Source organism: Aquimarina macrocephali (genome assembly GCF_051627225.1).
In the GTDB taxonomy this organism is placed as follows: Bacteria; Bacteroidota; Bacteroidia; order Flavobacteriales; family Flavobacteriaceae; genus Aquimarina; species Aquimarina macrocephali.
In genome coordinates this window covers 1,964,439-1,984,815 of sequence record NZ_CP151795.1, presented here as the reverse complement: position 1 = coordinate 1,984,815, position 20,377 = coordinate 1,964,439, and the positions used below count along the sequence as shown (strand labels likewise).

Sequence of the window (20,377 nt, the reverse complement as noted above, 5' to 3'; positions counted from 1 at the left end):
ATGTTTATTTTTTAATAATCTTTATAGGATTGCCATGAGCAATCTTATTAGATGTAATATTTTTTCTTACCAGGCTTCCTGAACCTATAACTACATTTTCTTCAATAATACAGCCTTCATTGATCACAGTTCCGCTTCCAACAAAAACATCATTATAAATTTTAACATCTCCATTCACCGTTGCTCTAGTAGAAATATGATTAAAATTTCCTAATCTACAACCATGTTCTATATTAGCGAATGTATTTATGATATTGCATGCTCCTATAGAAGTATTACTGTTAACCATAGAAAAATTCATTATAACAGTTCCTTCTCCAATTGTAGTATGTTTAGATACATGCGCTGTAGATGAAATGATAATAGGTAATTTACCTCCTTGGGACTTCACTTTTGTAAACAATTTTCTTCTTATAGCTGCAGATTTGATCTGCCCAACTGTAATTACAAACTCACAACCTTCTTGAATATACTTATCTAAATCATCATCATTTCCTAAAATAGGATAGCCCAATATTTTTGCCTCTGTCAATTCGGAATAAAGAGGATCCAAAATACCAACTATTTGATAATCAGGAAGAATTTCTATTACTTCTATTACCGATTCACAATGTCCGCCCCCACCTAATAATATTAGCTTTGTCATGTTTTTTAATGTTATACAATATTATTTAAAAAATCATTTTACAATACTGGCTGGCTTTGGTTGATATTTCATGCTTAACATATTTTCAACTCTTTCTTTAAATTTATCGTGATTAAAATAATAATAATAGATACTCTTCATAATTTCTAACCGCCCATAATCTGCTTCATCACCATACTCTACTTTCAAAATCACATCTTCGTTAACATTTTCAGTCAAATCCCTAATGTTATATGATTCTGGTTGTGCTAAAAAAGTTGATAGATAATTATAACTACTTATATTTTGTATAATAAATTTATCTTCTTTTCCCAAAATTTCTTTAAAAACTCCATTCAGCTCATAAAAAATAAGTTGCCTTTCGGTTGCATTATATTCACCATTAAAACCATCAGTAAAAATAGTACCATCTCTATTTTCATTTAAAAATTTAATATTATGCTTTACTGCTTCTATTTTTATCCAACCTCTTAAATAATTGGCATTTGCATTTATATTAATTGTAAGAAAGCAGGAAAGTATAAAAATACAGATTGCCTTTCTAAAATTTTTAGGAAGCACAAATACAACAGGAAATAGACAAAAAGATAAAGCTAGTGGAAGTAATACTTGATGCCTTGTTTCATATCCTTCATAAGAAGGTGGTTTATTAACCACTAAATAAGGAAATACAACTACCAAGAACGACAAAATTCCAAAAATCATAAATTTTAAAAGTTTTGATTTTTCATAATTTTCTTTAAACAAAACATTTCTAAGTACAAAAAAAGAAAAGAAAATACTTATAAAAAAGACACCAATACTAAATGAAAAATGATCTTGAAACGCAGTTATAAGCTCTTTATATATCCCAATAATATTATCAGTAAAAGCATTTGCATATTTTATTGGAATTTCTTTCCAAACAATATTTATTTTATTATATCCAACAGAAGCATATGCTCCTCCTATTGGCAAAAATACTTTCTTAAATATCCAAAAAATGAAAGGAAGTAATCCTAAACCACAATAAGAAAATATTGTTTTATAATTTGTTTGTTTTATTTTATCAAACGAAAAATCTCTTTTTATTATAAAGTGTAACGTTAATATAAACAAAAACAGAGGAAGTAAAGAATTTAAAAAAAAGCTTACTAAAAGAAAAAAACTTCCGAAAATTAAACTTATATATTTTTTGTTATTTTCTAAAAAATCAAGCACCATATACAACCCAGCCGTAAATAAAAATAAAAACAAGGGATACGGCATGCAAATAATAGTATTTTTTATTTCAAAATAAGGAGCTAACATTGCTAATAAGGATATAAAAAAAGCTGTTATTTCCTTACATCCATATTGCTTAAGAATCTTAAAAAAAAACATGAATATCCCTAAAAGAAACATAAATGATAACCAATGATACAATAATGGAGAATAATCACTATCATTTAAAAAATCATGAACATATACTAGCATCAAAGCACCATTATTTCCAAAATGTTGCATTAAGCCAATTCTATCCATTTTATAAACTGTCCAATCATCCCAATAAACACCATTATTAAATAGCATAAATAGATTATTGAAAAGAAAGAACACAAATAAGTATAATAGGTATTTGTTTTTCATAAAAATAAGGTTTCTGCTAATCATAAAATAACACTGCTAGGTATGTTTACTACGCGCTCTTCAAACCATTTTGCATTTTCGAGATTTCCGGTTTGGGCATTTTTAAACATTGTTAAACCATTCATTAGTTTCCAAATAGGTCTGGTCATTACTCCATTTTCATTGGTTTCTTTAAGGAATGCATTCCTTTCTTCGAGGTTTTCCAATAGAACAGCATTTAACCAATAGTTAGAAACTGAGTATTTTGGTTCTTTGATGTATTCTACTTGTTTATCATCAAAAAAGGCGTCATATTTATCTGATAATATCCTTTTCTTTTCTAAAATAACGGGGAGTTTCTCCATTTGGGCACACCCCAGTGCTGCATTAATATTTGGCAAACGATAATTATAGGCTATCACATCATGTTCATAATCCCATTGATGTGGTATTTTTGCCGTTGTTGTTATGTGTTTTGCTTTTTTGGCTATGTCATCATCATTGGTAACTAGCATTCCACCACCACCAGTTGTAATAGTTTTATTTCCATTAAAGCTAAATGTTCCTAGTAAACCAAACGTTCCTGTATGTTGTTTTTTATAATAACTACCTAATGATTCTGCAGCATCTTCTACAACCGATAGGTTAAACTTATTACAAACTAATACAATCTCATCAATTCTTGAAGGCAATCCAAAGGTGTGCATTGGAACAACAGCTTTTATCCTTCTCTTGGTGGTTTTATTTATACATTCACCATTTAGTATTTCAGTATTTTGTGATAAAAAATGATCTAGTTTTTCTGGAGATAAACCAAGAGTATCTTTATCTACATCCACAAAAACAGGATGAGCTCCTATATAACTTACAGCATTAACTGTTGCAATAAACGTAAGTGGTTGAGTAATCACTTCATCATTTTGATTTACTCCGGCCATTAGAAGTGCCATATGAAGAGCAGCTGTGCCATTAGATGTTGCAATAGCATGTTTTGCTCCTGTAAATTTTGCAATATCTGCCTCAAACTGATCAACAAACTTACCTACACTAGAAACAAATGTAGAATCAATACATTCATTCAGGTATTTTTTTTCATTACCCATAAATATTGGGGCATGTAACGGGATAAATTCTTCTGTTCTAAAACTCTCTTTAACAAAGGATATAAATTCTTTATACATAGGTTTACATTTTACCATCTAAATATTTACCCGTTTCCTTATGTCCAAAATCAGGTATCATTTTAAAAAAGAGATCAACAATATCCTTCTTATTCCAGCTCTTGTTCTGTTTCAGGTTTTGAATTATCTGAGTGAAAAGATTTAATCTTTCTTCGTCAAAATTTAAATCGTTTTTAATAATTCCAAGGTTATGAAATCTATCCATATCCAGCGTTTCTTTATCGGTAAAAAACTCCTCAAAATCTTTTTCTCCTGTTGTATCACTAGAAGAAAATAAACAAGGCCATTTTCCTTCTTTTGGTAATGTTTCTATTAATTCTCTGGCTTCATTCTCATCCTTACACAAGTAAGGTTCATACCCAAGTTCTGTAAGGTATTTAACTGCAATATCTGCAAAAGAGATTAAATGAAGATCCTCGCTTAATTTTGGAAAGAAAATGTCTCTATTATTACCAAAAATACATGACATCAAGCAAAGTTCTCCTGATTCTTTTGGTATTACAAAATATCTTTTAATATCATTTGGAGCAACTATAGGTTGTTGTTTTTTGATTCTTTGATCAAACCCATAAAGTAATGATCCATCAGAAAAGGCTACATTAGCAAAGCGTGCTGTAGAAATTTTAATCTCTTTACTTCTCCTCATCAAATACATCTCCATAATTCGCTTAGAGGCTCCCATCATGTTTACAGGATTAGCAGCTTTATCAGTAGATACACAAAAATATTTTTTGGTTCCCTTCTTAATAGCCTGAAGTAATGTTTTATCAGTATTAAAAATGTTTACATCAATCATTCTCATTAATGTAAATGGATCTTTTTCACTTCTTACATGTTTTAAAGCCGATAAATTAAGCACATAATCATATTTTCCATCGGCTTCTATAAAAGCATCATATTCTAATGATCCGATATCTAAAGCAAAAGTTTTAAAATCTCCTTCGATATATCCAAAAGAACTTCTAATATCCCTTACCAATTCTACCAAGTTGTTTTCACTAATATCCACAACATGTAACTTTTGTGGATTTCTTTTAAAGATTTCTTTAGTTACTGCTTGTCCAATAGAACCTGCACCACCAATAACCAGAAAAGATGAAGAAGAAACAATATTTTTCAATTCTGATTCTTTCTCTGTGATGTCTTTAGAAAATAATTCTTGCTTTCTTCCTATTAGTTTTAATATGTTCATTTAAAATAATCTATTTTATATTATAAATCCTTCTGTTTTAGAACCAGAGCAATGATTTATCCTGATTTTCTTATAACTACATAACCTTTAGTTTTTCATTATTTTTTCTAAAGATATTTTCCAATTTTCAATTTCTAAACCAAAAGATGTTAAGCACTTCTCTTTATTCAAAACACTATATTTTGGTCTTCTTGCAAAAGTAGGGTAATTATCTATTTTTTTAAGTTTAATAGTATCAAGTTTCCTAGAAAACCTTAAAATTTCTTCTGTAAAATTATACCAGGTGGCTTCGCCAAGATTACTATAATGATATGTCCCATATTTAGACCCATCAATCAAAATTAAATCCAGTATAAACTTTGCCAGATCATTAGCATTTGTTGGTGTACCTATCTCTGAAGTAATAATGGTGAGATCCTTTTCGGTCTCTGATTTTTTCACAATAGTTTTAAAAAAATTATGTCCAAATTCAGAATACAACCATGAAGTCCTAATGATAAAATATTTTTCCAAAATTTCTTGGATGTATTGTTCACCAGCTAATTTTGATTTTCCGTACTCATTAATAGGATTTGGAGTATCTTCTTCGATGTAAGGAGTTTCTTTTGAACCATCAAAAACATAATCGGTAGATATATGGATAAGTGTAGTATCATATTCTTTACAAACCTGTGCTAGATTTAACACTCCTGTAGCATTAACCAAAAAAGCTTTTTCTGGTTCTTTTTCTGCTTGCTCTACATTGGTATATGCAGCACAATTCACTACAAAATTGAATGATTTATCCTTTAAAAAATGCTGTATCTCCTCTTTTTTTGTGATATCTAATACTTCAGAATTGGCAAAATACAACTGTAATCCAGGATAGCTTTTCTTAATTTTTTCTATGCATTGTCCTAATTGACCACTCGACCCCGTAATCAAAATATTATTTTTCTCTGATTTTTTTTCCATTTATTGTCTTACCAAATTCATGCACTTAATTTATCATAATTCATTAAATAGGTATTTAATGAAATAAGAATTAGGATCAAAAATAAGATAGTCACAAATACTATTGGTACCAATACGATTTTTTTATTAATAAAATCATTTACCAGGGCTCCTTTATTAGGGAATTCTGAAATAATATTAATGGTATTCTTTGTATTTGCTTTTTCATTATTTAATTCAATTTTTTCGTCTTTTAGTTTCCCAGTCTGATTTAGTAATTCAATCTCTGATACTTGATCTGATTGATTTTCTGCCAGATTAATATTGGTGGTTCCATCAGGTTTTTGAGCTTCCATGATTTTTATCTTCTTATAAAATGCTTGTAAATCATTAATTTCTTCCTGTTGAGTGCCTATAACCGAATCTTTAAGAGCAATATTGCGCTCGTTAATTTCTTTCTGTAGTCTAAAATACTCATTATTCTCTATTGATGTTACAATTGCTTTCTGGCATCGTTTTGCTATTTCTGGAGAGGTTGCTTCTATTTGTATTCTATGAAATTTTGCATTGATATCATTAAAGTTCTCTAAATAATATTCATAATCTACTTGTTTTTGAGATATCGAATCTAATCCACTAATAAATTCACTAAACTGTTTTATTCGTTGTGTTTCATCAGAAAATGATTCTATTGTAACTTTTTTAATATATAATGCTTCCTTTTCACTAACATGTAAGGCTTCGGATAAAGCTTTGTTTTCTTGATGTACAGCTAATTGATTATAAAACTCGATATTATTGTATAGTTGTTGAACACTATTAAAATTAGGTTCTATAATCATAGAGGATTTATATATGGGCAATGATCTATAATCTAAATACCCTCCTATTATAAGTCCTATAAATACAACAGTCACAAATTTTAAAAAGTGGATTCTTATGAACTTAAGAAATAGGATAAAAAGGTGAAAAAGGCTTTTAAAAATAGTATCAATAAACTTAATGCATCTATTAAGAGCATTGCCAATCAATCTAAATAGTTCTCCCAAGTCAATTTCTTCTGGAGTGTTTTCTTTCATCGTCGTAGGTTAATTTAATAAGCAATCATGCTCAAAAGTCTGATAAACTTTAAATAAAATTAAATAACATAATATCGTAGATTCAAAATACAGGAGACATGTCAAAAAGTCTCTTATTTATTAGAATCAATGAAATATTATTATTTTGACGATAGGGTAGGGAAAACGTCAATTATATAGCACTAGTATTTGTGCTTTCCCAAAAAAATACAGGTTTTTCTTTTAAAATTCTAAAAGAAACTAGGGCAAATTAATAAAAAAAAATAACAAAAATGAGAGTTAACATTTTTTTTAACACCAGATATTTACCTTAAAAAATAAATATGATTTTTAAGATTTTTAAGACGTTATAATTTTAAGTCTTTTATAAAAGATAGATCTTTGTCTTTTTCTGATAATTGAATTTCAGAAATATCTAATTTCCAATCAATTGCAAGATCAGGATCATTATATATGATTCCTGACTCTGAAGATTTATGATAATAATTATCACATTTATAATTAAAAATTGCGCTTTCACTCAATGTAATAAACCCGTGTGCAAAACCTCTGGGAACAAATAGCTGAAAATTATTATGATCATTTAACACAATAGAAAAGTGTTCTTTAAATGTTTTAGAATTAGGCCTTAGGTCCACAACCACATCCAATACTTCTCCTTTAACTACTCTAACCAATTTTGCTTGCATATAATCGCCTGTTTGAAAATGCAATCCTCTAAGCGCTCCTTTTTTAGAAACAGATTGGTTATCTTGTATAAAATCGATCTTTACTCCGGTAATTTCTTCGAATACCTTTTGATTAAAACTTTCAAAAAAAGAGCCTCTTTCATCATCAAATACTCGGGGTTTAACTACAAAACACCCATCAATAAAAGTAGATTGAATTTCCATCTTAATCTAGTTGTAATAAATATTTACCATATCCACTTTTTAACAAAGGCTTTGCTAATTCCTGAAGTTGATTTTTATCAATAAAACCTTTTTTATATGCTATTTCTTCTATAGCTCCAATCTTAAGTCCTTGTCGTTCTTCTATAACCTGAACAAATTGACTTGCTTGCATAAGAGAGTTAAATGTTCCTGTATCCAACCAGGCTGTACCTTTATCGAGTATGCTTACTTTTAATTTTCCTTGTTGCAGATATACATTGTTTATATCCGTAATTTCTAGTTCTCCTCGAGCACTTGGCATAATGGCTTTGGCGATTTCTACTACTTTATTATCATAAAAGTAAATTCCCGGTACAGCATAATTTGATTTTGGTTGTTTTGGTTTTTCTTCTATTGAAGTGGCTTTACCGTTTTTATCAAAATCAACAACACCATATCGTTCGGGATCTTGAACGTGATAAGCATATATAATGCCTCCATCAGGATCATTATTGTTTTCTAAAAGCTTTTCTAATCCAGATCCATAAAATATATTATCTCCTAATATAAGGGCAACTTTATCATCGCCAATAAATTTTTCTCCAATAATAAAAGCTTCTGCTAATCCGTTAGGTTGATCCTGAATAGCATATTCAAATCGACAGCCATAGATTTTACCATCACCCAGTAGTTTTTCAAATAATGGTAAATCCTGAGGAGTAGAGATAATTAAAATCTCTCTAATCCCCGCAGAAATCAATGTAGAAAGTGGATAATATATCATTGGTTTGTCATAAACCGGCATTAATTGCTTACTAATCGCCAGTGTAAGTGGATGTAAACGTGTCCCCGATCCTCCTGCTAATATTATTCCTTTCATTTTTATAGTATTATTGTCTGAACATGGATTTTAGTCAAATTTTCCTCTTAAAAAACAGTACTAATTCTTATACTTTTTTAAGTACCAATCTATCGTTTTTTTGATTCCTGTTTCAAAATTTTCTTCTGCACTCCACCCTAATTCATTTTCAATTTTAGAAGCGTCAATGGCATACCTAAAATCATGACCAGGTCTATCGGTAACATAAGTAATAAGGTCTTTATATGATTTAGTAGTACTCCTTGGAATTATAGTGTCTAAAATTTCACAAATAGTAGTGGCGATATATATGTTTTCTCTTTCGTTTTTTCCTCCAATATTATAAGTCTCCCCAATTTTCCCTTTACGTAGTACTAGATCTATTCCTTTACAATGATCTAAGACATATAACCAATCTCTTATATTTTTGCCATCACCATATATAGGTATGTTCTCTTCATTAATAGCTTTTCTAATAATAGTTGGGATTAGTTTTTCATTATGCTGTCTAGGGCCATAATTATTTGAACAGTTTGTTGTTACCACAGGTAAGCCATAGGTATGAAAATAACTTCGAACTAACATATCAGAAGATGCCTTTGAAGCACTATATGGACTATTAGGTGCATAAGGGGTTTCTTCGGTAAAGAGGCCTGTTTTTCCTAATGTACCATAGACCTCATCTGTAGAAACATGTAGAAATCGAGCGTTTTCAAATTCTAACTTTGGTTGATTTGGAGCTTTCATCCATGTCTGATATGCAGCTTGTAACAAATTAAAAGTCCCTACAATATTAGTTTCAATAAAAGCCTTTGGGCCTTTAATAGAGTTGTCGACATGAGATTCTGCAGCAAAATGAACTACGGTATCAATCTTGTGTTCTACAAAAGCTTTTTCAACCACACTCCAATCACAAATATCTCCTTTTATAAAAGTATAATTTATATCATTTTTGACCTCAATATTAGTAAGATCAGCAGCATAAGTTAACGCATCAAGATTGATGATTTTTGAGTCATCACTTTTTGAAACTAGGTTTACAAAATTCGACCCTATAAACCCTGCACCTCCTGTTATTAGTATATTTTTTTTCATTATATGTTTAAATGTAAATCTCTAACATTTTCATTGTTAGAGCATCACTTTTGATTGATAAATGTTCAATCTTGGCAGGAATTAATATCGTTTCACCAAATGAGATGTTTAATGAATGATCATTCACGTTTATGTTTCCGCTTCCCTCTACACACATCAAAATTTTAAAAGAATCTAAACCTATATAATTTCTTTCTAAACTACCATTTACATCAATAAAATTGGTGGTAAAATAGGTTGAAGAAGCTAACTTATTTACACAATTTTCAATTTTATTATATTCTAGTTTAGAAGAACCGTCTACATTAAAGTCTAATGCCTCCAGGGCAAGATCTGTGTGTAATTCTCTTTGATTTCCTTCGTTATCTTTTCGGTCCCAATCATATACTCTATATGTAATATCAGATGTTTGTTGGATTTCTGCAATTAATGTTCCTCCTCCTATTGCATGTATTTTACCCGCTTTAATAAAATAGCTATCTCCTTCTGATATTTTTTCAAAATTTAGTAATTCTGTTATTTTCCCGTCTTCTAAAAAAGCTTCATATTCTTGTTTTGAAGTTTTTTTATTGAAATCAACAATCAATTTAGCGTCCTCATCTGCCTGAATCACATACCACATTTCTGTCTTTCCAAAAGAATTATGTCGCTTTTTTGCTAATTCATCATTTGGGTGTAATTGAACAGATAAATCTTCTTTGGCGTCTATATATTTTATTAATAAAGGAAACTGATTTCCAAATTCCTGATATACCTTATTACCTAATAATTCTCCTTTATATTCTTTAATCAGGTGATCTAGTTTTTTTCCTTCTAACTTCCCGTTAGATACTATCGAAATATCATCTCCCACTGTTGATATTTCCCAGCTTTCACCGGTATTTTCATCTATTGCAGGCTTATTGAGAATAGTTTTTAATTTATCTCCTCCCCATATTTTTTCTTTTAGAATTGGCCGAAATTTTAAAGGATATAGCATAATTATTACTTTTTATAATTCTTTCATAGGTTTTGACAAGGAATACTTATACTAATGAATAAAGATTAAAAATTGTAAAGATTTATCATTATTCGTCTTTTACAAAGTCTTTTATCTCCTCATTCAGATATTGAAGAAAGTAGAATAAAGAAACCAGTCCTATAAGAAGTACTGGGACTAGTATCATCATACGGTTCAATAGTTTCTTCCGTTTTGAGATAACATCTCCGTAGGCAACAAAAGAAAATATTTCTTTGTCAAGAATCAAAGCACGTTCCTGGTCATTAATCAACTCTATTAAAAGTTCTTTCTTTTGTAATAGAGAAGCTATTGAGATCATAGGCATTTCTGATCCTGAGGAAATAATAATAGCTTCGTTTTCTGCCTTTAAAGGTGTTTTTTCCAAATTACCCAAATACGTATCGATAAATTGCAATGATGTTTTATTTCTTTCTATGTCAATTTTCTTTTGTTTAAGTGTAAGATCAGATATCTCCTGATAGTATTTATTTGATTTAATATACTCCAGAATAGACGAAGTTATTTTACTATTATGCTCACTTGCTTTGTTAAAATTAATAGTGAGTTTATGATGTTTATAAAAGTCTCTAAACCCTTCTTCTCTTAATTGATCTTCTTCATAGGCCTCCATAACATCTTTAAAAAACTCTCTATTTTTATACCGCTCCTGTAAGTTATCCAAAACATCTGTTCCTTTTACCACAGGTTCAATAGTGATTTTTTTTATGTTTTTAACATGATCCGAACTAACCTCAAGTTTGCTAAGAAAAATATCGTCTTGAAAATTATTCTCTAGTTCTTCTACGAAATCATAAATGTACTTTGCACTATTGTATTTAGGTTCGATTATAACTTCCTGTACGTACTTACCCTTTGTATCTTGATTTTGATCTAAGAAAAAACCAGCAACCACACCAATAACCAACAAAATCGAGAATAAGATTACCTTTTTCTTATAGAATCGAATTACAGATATAACCGACCTTAGAAAGCTTTTAAAAAATTTCCTAAACATGCCAAAAACTTGTATTACATCTATCTCCTCTTTGTAATTTTCATTACCCATAGTTATTATCTTTCTTTAAATATTTGTTCTATTATTTTTTCGGTTATTAGGTATGTTGGTTTTACTCCTGTAGTTCCTAATCCTCCAGAAGCTAGTGTACTTCCAGTTTCTAAAGGGTTATCCGAAGCATAATAAGCGTATCGTACTTTTACTTTTGAACTGATACTACTTCTAAGTTTTGAAGCAGATTGTATGGCCTTTTGGTAATGTGCTCCTTCCATTTCTAATCCAATTACATTCCAGGTAGAATCATGAAAAAACTTTAAGATATCTCTATTTTGCAAAGACGTTCCTAAAACTGTAATCATTGCTCCATCATAGATATCAATGCCATGGCCTTCTAGTTCTTTCTTTTTTAACTGGTTTTTAAACGGATAATTATCTGCTGTTCCTTCAAAGACATGAGCAGATGGTATCATTATATCCCCTTTTCCTCCTTCAAGAATACCTGCTTTACCCATAATAGAAATAGATTTAACATCTATATGTGTTTTGTTTCCTTGAGAAGTAATATATGGCTTTAATAGCTCATCCATAGTTTCGTATGCCTGCTCACCAAACGCATAATCCATAACAATGATCACTGGCTTTTTATCATCTTCGATATCAGCAATCAGATTTTTATATTCACCATCAGCATATTGAGCAGTATCAAATATCTGAATATTAATATTTGCACCACTATGATCTTCTAGGTAAGTCATTCCTTTTTGCAAGGCTAACTTTCGCACTTTTGCTCTTAATTTATCATTTTTATTGTCGCTTAATGATTCATAAACATCAAAAGTGCTTTTATCTTTTAATTCTGTTTTTAATGCTATTGGAGCATATAAAGCATTCATTACACTATGCATATTAGCACTGATAATATGGATTGGGCGGTGTAATAAATTTAGTTCTTCTAGTTTATTTTTAATTGTATTTGCCCAAATCTCTCCATGAATATGATGACCTAGTCTTTCTCTTAAAACCGGACTAAAAGTTACGATTCTCTTTTCATCTTCAATTGATTCTTCTATGGCCAATTTACCTAGCCAATAAATAATATCTAAAAACCGTTCTTTGTTTTCTGGACAAGAAAAATTACCATATACAGAAGAAACCTCCTCGAAGGTTCTTCCTAAAATATTAGCTGTATGGGTCAAAGCCACCTCTCTTTCGGCCTTGGTCAAATCTTTTTTAGAAGTTACAGCTTTTTCTAATTTCTGCCAATCTCTGGTAACATTACCCTGCTCATTAATCACCACTCGATTCATGATCTTATGCGATTCTATAAATAAAAATGTAAGGTGTGTAAGGATATCATAAATTTCTGAACGCCCTCGGGTGATCTCGATATTCATTTGCTCTTCATCTATACGATAACAGTTCCTGCGTCTTTTGGGAGGTACTATGGCTTTAAAATGAGAATTTTTATACCCTTCATCACTGGTTAGATTAATATATCTACACTCTTCAATACCAAATGGTAAACGATCAATAACATAGAGTAATCCATTAAGTTCTACTTTTTCTTCTGCGACAGAACCATAAATTTCTGGACGAAGTGTTAATAGTGCTTCTCTAAGTGTATCCCCAGAAACACCCATAGGTTTATAAAAACCTCTATTAAAAAGATGACGCATAGTTATGTACATGCGTTCAATTGCGCTAGAGCTTTCCTGAGCTCTCGTTCTTCCTTGTAATATAAGATTTGCCATAAATTTTTCCTAGCAAATATAAGTATACTAACCGAACATTAAAATTCAATTAGGACTATTTGTCTATTATAGTAGTGAGTTTGTCTACAATATTTCTATCATTAGAAAGTCTTGGAAGTTTATTTTGCCCTCCTAGTTTACCCACAGATTTCATATAATCTTTAAATCCATCTTTTGGAACAGGAGTTATTTTTAATGTTCTCAATATATTCCCTTCGATCAAATCATCATAATAAGAGTTCTGTTTTCGCAATGAGCTCTCAATTTCTAAAGTTAATTTTCTTATATCCTCTGGAGTTTCTCGAAATTCTATAAACCATTCGTGATATGGTAGTTCGCCCTGATTTGGATTAACCTGTGGCGCTACTGTAAAATCATTAATCATTATCCCGGTAGCTTCTATACCATCTTTAATTGCTTGGTCCACTTCTTTACCAATCACATGTTCTCCGAATGCTGAAATAAAATGCTTTATTCTACCAGAAACAACTACTTTATATGGTGATGTATTTGTAAATTGTACTGTATCTCCAATATTATATGCCCATAATCCAGCATTAGTAGAAACAAGCATTACATAATTTACTCCTATTTCAACCTCACCAATAGTTAATCTCCTTGGGTTTTCTTCAAAAAATTCATCTGCCTTTACAAACTCATAAAACATCCCCGAATCCAGTTGCAATAGCATTCCTTTTTCGTTCTGACTGTCCTGAAACGCAAAAAACCCTTCTGAAGCCGGATACAATTCGATACCTGCTACTTTTCTGCCAATTAATTTTTCGAATGTAGCTTTATAGGGTTCAAAATTTACACCACCGTATATAAAAAGCTCGAAACCTTTAAAAAGTTCTCCTATGGTTTTGTTTGCCTTTTGCTGTAGTTTTTCAAAATACATTTGTACCCATGGTGGAATACCGCTTATCACTGTCATATTTTGATGTACCGTTTCTTCAACAATGGCATCAACTTTTTGTTCCCAATCTTCAATACAATTAGTTTCCCAGCTAGGCATTCTGTTCTTTTGAAGATATTTTGGTACATAATGTGCTACTATTCCCGAAAGTCTTCCTAGCAATATCCCATTCTTTTCACTCATCTCTGGACTCCCCTGAAGGAATATCATCTTGCCATCAACAAAATCAGTTTTTCCGGTTTCTTCAATATAGCACAAAATTGCATTACGAGCTGCTCTAACATGAGTAGGCATAGAGTCTTTGGTAAGAGGAATATATTTTGCACCACTTGTAGTTCCTGATGTCTTAGCAAAATATAATGGTTTTCCTGGCCAAAGTACATCGTTCTCACCAGCTACAACACGATTTACATATGATTTTAATTCTTCATAATCTCGTATTGGGACATTTTGAGTAAAATCTGAATATGTTTTTATCTGCTGAAAATTATGATCTTTACCAAAGGCCGTGTTTTCTGCTTTTTCTATAAGCCTTGCAAAAACTTGTTCTTGAGTTTTTATTGGGTTTGATGCCCATTTATTAATTTTTTTGCGAATTCGCCTAGCAAATACTTTAGCTCCTAATGTTTTTAAGGACATAGATAATTATTGTTCAAAATCAATAAAGTTAGAAGGATCTGTTGGGTATCCATCTCGCCATAATTCAAAATGTAAATGAGGCCCGGTAGATAATTCTCCTGTCGAACCTGCTGTAGCAATTACTTCTCCGGCCTTAACCTGTTCTCCTTGTTGCTTGGTTAGAGAAGCATTATGTTTATATACTGTAAGTAAATTATTGCTATGCTTAAGTATAATTACATGACCAGTCTCTGCAGTCCATTCAGAAAAAATTACAGTTCCAGAAGATGCTGCTTTTACCGGAGTATCTTTGGGAACTGCTACATCTATACCATAATGTTTTTCATTCATGTTATAGTTAGAAGTGATATTACCTTTTACTGGAGGAAATAATGAAAAATCAGAGCTTGATTTTTCACTTTCGAATAGACTATATTTATCTTCCTTAGATACTTCTTCACGAAGTTGTATATCCTGTTCTGAAGGTTTAAGGTCCACCTCTTCAGGGTTTAGTTTTTGGGATTGTATTGCAGAATCAATATCAAATTCTACAGTTTTTACATCCCCTGTAAGTACTTTTCTGATTGATTTATAATATTCCTGATTAATATTAATTACCGACTCCAGAGAATCTGTAGTAGCCACCAATCTGGTAGCTCTTAAATTGAGTGATGTAGAAGAATATCCCGGGATATATTCTCTAAGCGGGGTAAATGCAATCAAAAAGGTAGTTCCTGCTACCAAGACAATTGAGGTAATCGTAACCATTACAAAAACATTAAGCCTGTTTAGTTTAAATGATATTCGTTCCTCAAAAGTATCCTCATTAAGGATAACCAAGCGGTACTTATTAAGCAGCTTCTTGGTGATTTTTTTTTGTTCTTTGTTCTTTTTTGCCATAGATTACATCTTCAATAAAGAATGTTATCAAATCGGTATCATTAATCGCAAATATACATAATGAACTCATCTTGGGTTTACCTTTTACCTGCGAAATTTACATTTTACCTTTTAATTTTGTCTTTTTATCAAATTACTTCATTGTTATTATATTCAAAAACGGTTTGTTCATCAAAGAAAATCAAACGTATGAAGTGCAAATATAAATCAGTGAAAAATTCAACTTATCCATATTAAAACACAACGGTTTTGATATGTAAATCGTCTATCGGTTTTGATAAAATTGATATAAAAATCCGTTTTTTAACAGCTAAAAACATATATTTAATCATTTCTTGCTAACTTTGTAATCTAATAGTTAAGATCATGATATTATCTAGTATATTTTTAGGAATGATTGGCCCATGGCAAATTGCTCTAATTGTAGCAATTGTGTTGCTTTTGTTTGGTGGAAAAAAAATCCCCGAGCTAATGAGAGGCCTTGGTAGTGGTATAAAAGAATTTAAGGATGCCTCAAAAGAAGAAGAAGAAGATCCTAAGATTGATGAGAAAAAATAATTTTTGTATTCAAATACATATAAAAAAACCCAGTTCTTAGGAACTGGGTTTTTTTATATTTACTTATTGCTCGTTATTTCATTTATAACTGTCTTTTTTATTATTAATTCTGCAAAGACTAGGTTTAGAATCCATGAGATCCATGAATCAACCCTGTATGCTTCTATAAATTTCATATCAAGTACAAATAGAAGTATTGGCATCCACAATCTAAATGTAACTCCAACAAAGGTTACTGCATAACTTCGAATCATCCATCTTTGATGTTTTTTGATATTTCTATTTCGAATTGATGTATACGCTATTATCGTTGTAATCAACCACGCAATACTCATCCCACTAAAACCAAGTTTAGCAATTATTCCACCCGTGGCATAAACAGCAATATAAAAACCTGTAATACCACTCAGAAGTACTAGGCTAACATAAATTTTACCTATAATCCTATGCAACCCTATATTTTTGACTCTAAACTTCTTTATAAATAAGGACCATCCAATGATAAGTGCAACTCCTCCTAAAAAAATATGCATATAAAATGCAAAATTCCAAATGACACTCGAAAGCAATTCTTCACTTTTGTGTCCTAGTAAACCCGTATTAGTATCAACAGCTAAAAAAGTTAAAGGATATAATCCTATAGAAATGGCAAGAATTGCGAATACAACCCAGACTACTTTTTTATATCTAATTTGTCTTATACTATTTATCAAAGCCTGAGTAGTAATTATTCCTTTTAACCTCATAAGTATCTCTTCTAATAATTGATTGATATTAGTACAAACATAGGCGTAACAAAGGACGTAAACGCCTCAACTTGCAATCTGAGACTTACTTAGCGCCATGTTACTAAAAGAAAAATTTATTTTATAACTGATTTGGCATATTGAGAAGGAGTTTTGCCAGTCCGTTTTTTGAAATATCGATTAAAAGATGATTTAGAATTAAAGCCGCAGTCATACGCCAAAGCCAACAAAGTAAATTGTTGATTATTATTTATCTTAACTAACTTCTTGAATTCTTCAACCCTAAAAGTATTAACAAAATCGTAAAAGTTCTTTCGTTCTTTTTCATTAATTGTTTGGGATAAATAGTTAGGATGAACATCAAGTTTAGATGCAAGATCATTTAAAGAAAGTGTACTATCCTTATACAACTCCTCTTCGATCATTAATTTCATTAAATTTTTATACAAATCTTCAGCTAATTTATCTGTTAACCCAGATTTTGCATACTTTTCTTTTTTGGTTTTTGTTTCAGAAGATTTCATATTAACCTCATCCAAAACTAGTATTTTACTATTGAAAACGACTCTTTGTTGTACTCCAAAAAAACCAATTAAAATCACAAAAACCGAAACTCCGACAAAAATATAAGTATCATTATTTGTTAATATTACGACACTCCAAATTCCTCCAAGACCATAAGTTAAGAACTGTAACCATTTTAAATTAATTTCTTCAATATCGGAGAATTGATCACGAATATTTTTTCTGTGCTTAATTAATAATATATTCGACCAGAACACATAAGCTATTCCTGAGATAAAAATTAATGCTAATCCAAAAATTCTAAATGTTTCATATTCTTCACCTCGATTTCCAAACACTTCTATTTTTTGTGCACCAGAAAGTAAAAAAAAATTAGTAAGATAGGTATATCCAAAAATAGCTGGTAACAAATGTAATGCTGCCATCCAATTATTTTTTGGAAATTGATTTGTAACTGAAGAAACATAGAAATATAGAAAAACGCCATGAAATAGTGGTAATGGGGTTTCTATCGCTAATAGATGAGGCCAATTATAAATCTGCCCTGTATGATCAATGTAAAATAAAAAAAGGTGTACTGCCATCAAAAGCATCCATATAAAAAGAAAGATGTCTGATTTTGATTTGTTCCTTTTATTAAGAAGTAATGCAGAGATAAATAAAGCTATACTTATACCACCAAAATATATCATTTTTTAATCCACAAGTGATAATTGAATTCTCTTTCTGTTTATATCCACTTCTATTACCGTAACCATCAAGTGTTGTTGTAATTGTACCACGGCATTGACATCACTAATAAATTCGTTTGCCAGTTTTGAGATATGAATTAATCCACTTTCTTTAATCCCTATATCGACAAAACATCCAAAATTTGTAATGTTATTTACAATTCCCGGTAGTTTCATTCCTGTTTTTATGTCTTCTATGGTTTTTACATTAGGATCAAACTCAAAGACTGTCACTTTTTTTCTAGGGTCTACACCCGGTTTTTCTAATTCTCTAACAATATCTGTTAATGTAGGAAGTCCTACCTCATCAGTAATATAGTTTTGTAGTTTGATTTTTGTAATAGCCTCTCTATTTCCTATCAATTCACTTATAGGAACTCCTGCGTCTTTTGCCATTTTCGAAACTAATTTATATCGCTCTGGGTGCACTGCAGAATTATCAAGTGGGTTTTTAGGGCTGGTAATTCGTAAAAAAGCTGCTGCTTGTTCATAAGCTTTTCCTCCTAGTCTAGGTACTTTTTTCAGTTCTTCTCGTGATTGTATTGCTCCATTTTCTGATCGATACGTTACAATATTTTCTGCAAGCTTTTCACCAATACCCGAAACATAGCTTAGTAGCGGGACACTAGCGGTATTTACATTAATACCCACACCGTTTACACAACTCATTACTACGGTATCCAATTCATTTTTGAGCTTAGATTGATCCACATCATGTTGATACTGCCCCACTCCAATAGCCTTTGGGTCGATTTTCACTAATTCTGCCAAAGGATCGGCTAGTCGTCTTCCGATAGATACTGCACCACGTACAGTTACATCATAAGTTGGAAACTCTGCTCTGGCAATTTTGGATGCCGAGTATACTGAAGCTCCGCTTTCATTTACCATAAATACCTGGATTGGTTTCTCAAATGGTATTTTTTTAATAAAAGCTTCTGTTTCTCTGGCAGCGGTTCCGTTTCCTATTGCAATAGCTTCAATCTTATATGCATTTACCAGAGATCTGATTTTTTTGATTGCTCCTGTTACTTCTCGTTGTGGAGGATGGGGATAAATATTCTCGTTATGTAGTAAATCACCTTGATTGTCAAGACAAACCAGTTTACAACCTGATTTAAAACCAGGGTCCAAAGCCAATATCTTCTTTTGCCCAAGTGGCGAAGCCAACAGTAATTGTTTTAAGTTTTGTGCAAAAACCTTTATAGCATTATCATCAGCTTTTTCTTTAGATTGATTGAGTACCTCTGTAGAAATTGCCGGTGTTAATAATCGTTTATAAGCATCAGAACTAGCCAAAAACATATGGTCTGTACAGGCTTCGACATTAGTTTTGATCATCACATCATCTATAATATCTAATGCATCGCCTTCTGGCACTGTAATTTTCACTCTTACTATTTTTTCATTTTCGGCTCTTAAAATTGCTAGTAAGCGATGTGAAGGACATTTATGAAGTGGTTCTTCCCAATCAAAATATTGTAAGTATTTCTGAGCAGCTACATCATCCTTTTTTGTCTTAATTACTGTAGAAGCTATTGTAGCTTTGCGTTGATATAATCTTCTAAGCCTATTTCTTATTTTTTCATCTTCATTAATCCATTCTGCTATAATATCTCTTGCTCCTTGCAATGCTAACTCTTCACTAGTAATAGTATCGTTTAGGTACTGCGAGGCGACAAAAAGAATTTCTTCTTCTCTTTGCTGCATAATGATCTTAGCCAAGGGTTCTAATCCTTGTTCTTTGGCAACAGAAGCTTTAGTTTTTCTTTTTTTCTTATACGGTAAATACAGATCTTCTACTTGTGTAAGTGTATCTGCAGATAGAATTTTTTTCTCTAATTCTGGTGTTAATGCTTCTTGCTCCTTGATCGTGGCTAATACACTTTCTTTTCTTTTTTGAAGAGCTTCAAAGGCAGCTTTAAACTTTACTATTTCGCCAACAGCCACCTCATCAAGGTCTCCAGTCATCTCTTTACGATATCTAGAGATAAACGGAACCGTAGCCCCATCATCTAGTAAGGAAATAGTTTTAGCAATTTGTTTTTCTGAAACAGGAATCTGCTTCGCTATAAAAGAAACGATACTCATAAAATCAAGTTTTAGAATCGCTAAATATAATGCCAAAAATGGCGGATTATTTTATGCGGAAGAGAAAGTTTTCTACAATTTT

18 protein-coding genes are annotated in these 20,377 nt (G+C 31.1%); 1 reads left to right on the top strand and 17 read right to left on the bottom strand.

The genetic code is table 11. The features are described 5' to 3' along the window. Positions 1-4: 4 nt before the first annotated feature. From AAFU52_RS08820 to AAFU52_RS08755, 14 genes are all read right to left on the bottom strand, one after another. Complete coding sequence (locus AAFU52_RS08820) at positions 5-646, bottom strand: acetyltransferase (RefSeq protein ID WP_438426155.1); 642 nt, start codon at positions 644-646, stop codon at positions 5-7. A 33-nt stretch (positions 647-679) separates the two neighbouring features. After that, complete coding sequence (locus AAFU52_RS08815; protein ID WP_438426154.1) at positions 680-1,882, bottom strand: hypothetical protein; 1,203 nt, start codon at positions 1,880-1,882, stop codon at positions 680-682. A gap of 392 nt (positions 1,883-2,274) precedes the next feature. Next, complete coding sequence (locus AAFU52_RS08810; RefSeq protein WP_438426153.1) at positions 2,275-3,414, bottom strand: LegC family aminotransferase; 1,140 nt, start codon at positions 3,412-3,414, stop codon at positions 2,275-2,277. 4 nt (positions 3,415-3,418) lie between these two features. After that, complete coding sequence (locus AAFU52_RS08805) at positions 3,419-4,606, bottom strand: UDP-N-acetylglucosamine 4,6-dehydratase (RefSeq protein WP_438426152.1); 1,188 nt, start codon at positions 4,604-4,606, stop codon at positions 3,419-3,421. Between the two features lie 87 nt (positions 4,607-4,693). After that, entirely contained in the window at positions 4,694-5,560 is an 867-nt protein-coding gene (gene rfbD, locus AAFU52_RS08800; RefSeq protein ID WP_438426151.1) for a dTDP-4-dehydrorhamnose reductase, read from the bottom strand. 17 nt (positions 5,561-5,577) lie between these two features. Next, positions 5,578-6,618, bottom strand: coding sequence for a hypothetical protein (locus tag AAFU52_RS08795; protein WP_438426150.1), 1,041 nt, complete (start codon positions 6,616-6,618; stop codon positions 5,578-5,580). Between the two features lie 347 nt (positions 6,619-6,965). After that, positions 6,966-7,511, bottom strand: coding sequence for a dTDP-4-dehydrorhamnose 3,5-epimerase (gene rfbC, locus AAFU52_RS08790; protein WP_438426149.1), 546 nt, complete (start codon positions 7,509-7,511; stop codon positions 6,966-6,968). 1 nt (position 7,512) lies between these two features. Further along, a complete protein-coding gene (gene rfbA / locus AAFU52_RS08785) occupies positions 7,513-8,370 on the bottom strand; it encodes a glucose-1-phosphate thymidylyltransferase RfbA (RefSeq protein ID WP_438426148.1) in 858 nt (285 codons plus the stop codon). A 60-nt stretch (positions 8,371-8,430) separates the two neighbouring features. Continuing rightward, on the bottom strand, positions 8,431-9,444 hold the full coding sequence (gene rfbB, locus AAFU52_RS08780; RefSeq protein ID WP_438426147.1) for a dTDP-glucose 4,6-dehydratase: 1,014 nt from the start codon (positions 9,442-9,444) through the stop codon (positions 8,431-8,433). A 7-nt stretch (positions 9,445-9,451) separates the two neighbouring features. Further along, positions 9,452-10,423, bottom strand: coding sequence for a type I phosphomannose isomerase catalytic subunit (locus tag AAFU52_RS08775; protein WP_438426146.1), 972 nt, complete (start codon positions 10,421-10,423; stop codon positions 9,452-9,454). An 88-nt stretch (positions 10,424-10,511) separates the two neighbouring features. Further along, on the bottom strand, positions 10,512-11,459 hold the full coding sequence (locus tag AAFU52_RS08770) for a hypothetical protein (protein WP_438426145.1): 948 nt from the start codon (positions 11,457-11,459) through the stop codon (positions 10,512-10,514). Between the two features lie 56 nt (positions 11,460-11,515). Beyond that, complete coding sequence (locus AAFU52_RS08765) at positions 11,516-13,210, bottom strand: DUF6909 family protein (protein ID WP_438426144.1); 1,695 nt, start codon at positions 13,208-13,210, stop codon at positions 11,516-11,518. Positions 13,211-13,265: 55 nt separating this feature from the next. Next, on the bottom strand, positions 13,266-14,765 hold the full coding sequence (locus AAFU52_RS08760) for a GH3 auxin-responsive promoter family protein (RefSeq protein ID WP_024769826.1): 1,500 nt from the start codon (positions 14,763-14,765) through the stop codon (positions 13,266-13,268). Positions 14,766-14,771: 6 nt separating this feature from the next. After that, positions 14,772-15,644 carry a M23 family metallopeptidase gene (locus AAFU52_RS08755; protein WP_024769827.1) on the bottom strand — a complete coding sequence of 291 codons (873 nt, stop codon included), beginning with the start codon at positions 15,642-15,644 and terminating at the stop codon, positions 14,772-14,774. Positions 15,645-16,010: 366 nt separating this feature from the next. Between AAFU52_RS08755 and AAFU52_RS08750 the strand changes: the two genes are divergently transcribed. Next, entirely contained in the window at positions 16,011-16,202 is a 192-nt protein-coding gene (locus AAFU52_RS08750) for a Sec-independent protein translocase subunit TatA/TatB (RefSeq protein ID WP_024769828.1), read from the top strand. Between the two features lie 59 nt (positions 16,203-16,261). Here the strand turns inward: AAFU52_RS08750 and AAFU52_RS08745 are convergent, their stop codons facing one another. The 3 genes from AAFU52_RS08745 to AAFU52_RS08735 form a co-directional block, all read right to left on the bottom strand. Then, the gene (locus AAFU52_RS08745) at positions 16,262-16,948 is read right to left on the bottom strand and encodes a DUF2306 domain-containing protein (RefSeq protein WP_438426143.1); all 687 of its coding nucleotides are present in this window, start codon (positions 16,946-16,948) and stop codon (positions 16,262-16,264) included. A 116-nt stretch (positions 16,949-17,064) separates the two neighbouring features. Further along, entirely contained in the window at positions 17,065-18,165 is a 1,101-nt protein-coding gene (locus AAFU52_RS08740; protein ID WP_438426142.1) for a helix-turn-helix domain-containing protein, read from the bottom strand. A 3-nt stretch (positions 18,166-18,168) separates the two neighbouring features. After that, entirely contained in the window at positions 18,169-20,295 is a 2,127-nt protein-coding gene (locus AAFU52_RS08735; protein WP_438426141.1) for a Tex family protein, read from the bottom strand. Positions 20,296-20,377 lie beyond the last annotated feature (82 nt).

Coding starts and splice junctions, on each gene's coding strand:
- AAFU52_RS08820 (WP_438426155.1), bottom strand. CDS start 646: ATGACAAAGCTAATATTATTAGGTGGGGGCGGACATTGTGAATCGGTA.
- AAFU52_RS08810 (WP_438426153.1), bottom strand. CDS start 3,414: ATGTATAAAGAATTTATATCCTTTGTTAAAGAGAGTTTTAGAACAGAA.
- AAFU52_RS08805 (WP_438426152.1), bottom strand. CDS start 4,606: ATGAACATATTAAAACTAATAGGAAGAAAGCAAGAATTATTTTCTAAA.
- rfbD (WP_438426151.1), bottom strand. CDS start 5,560: ATGGAAAAAAAATCAGAGAAAAATAATATTTTGATTACGGGGTCGAGT.
- AAFU52_RS08795 (WP_438426150.1), bottom strand. CDS start 6,618: ATGAAAGAAAACACTCCAGAAGAAATTGACTTGGGAGAACTATTTAGA.
- rfbC (WP_438426149.1), bottom strand. CDS start 7,511: ATGGAAATTCAATCTACTTTTATTGATGGGTGTTTTGTAGTTAAACCC.
- rfbA (WP_438426148.1), bottom strand. CDS start 8,370: ATGAAAGGAATAATATTAGCAGGAGGATCGGGGACACGTTTACATCCA.
- rfbB (WP_438426147.1), bottom strand. CDS start 9,444: ATGAAAAAAAATATACTAATAACAGGAGGTGCAGGGTTTATAGGGTCG.
- AAFU52_RS08775 (WP_438426146.1), bottom strand. CDS start 10,423: ATGCTATATCCTTTAAAATTTCGGCCAATTCTAAAAGAAAAAATATGG.
- AAFU52_RS08770 (WP_438426145.1), bottom strand. CDS start 11,459: ATGTTTAGGAAATTTTTTAAAAGCTTTCTAAGGTCGGTTATATCTGTA.
- AAFU52_RS08765 (WP_438426144.1), bottom strand. CDS start 13,210: ATGGCAAATCTTATATTACAAGGAAGAACGAGAGCTCAGGAAAGCTCT.
- AAFU52_RS08760 (WP_024769826.1), bottom strand. CDS start 14,765: ATGTCCTTAAAAACATTAGGAGCTAAAGTATTTGCTAGGCGAATTCGC.
- AAFU52_RS08755 (WP_024769827.1), bottom strand. CDS start 15,644: ATGGCAAAAAAGAACAAAGAACAAAAAAAAATCACCAAGAAGCTGCTT.
- AAFU52_RS08750 (WP_024769828.1), top strand. CDS start 16,011: ATGATATTATCTAGTATATTTTTAGGAATGATTGGCCCATGGCAAATT.
- AAFU52_RS08745 (WP_438426143.1), bottom strand. CDS start 16,948: ATGAGGTTAAAAGGAATAATTACTACTCAGGCTTTGATAAATAGTATA.
- AAFU52_RS08740 (WP_438426142.1), bottom strand. CDS start 18,165: ATGATATATTTTGGTGGTATAAGTATAGCTTTATTTATCTCTGCATTA.
- AAFU52_RS08735 (WP_438426141.1), bottom strand. CDS start 20,295: ATGAGTATCGTTTCTTTTATAGCGAAGCAGATTCCTGTTTCAGAAAAA.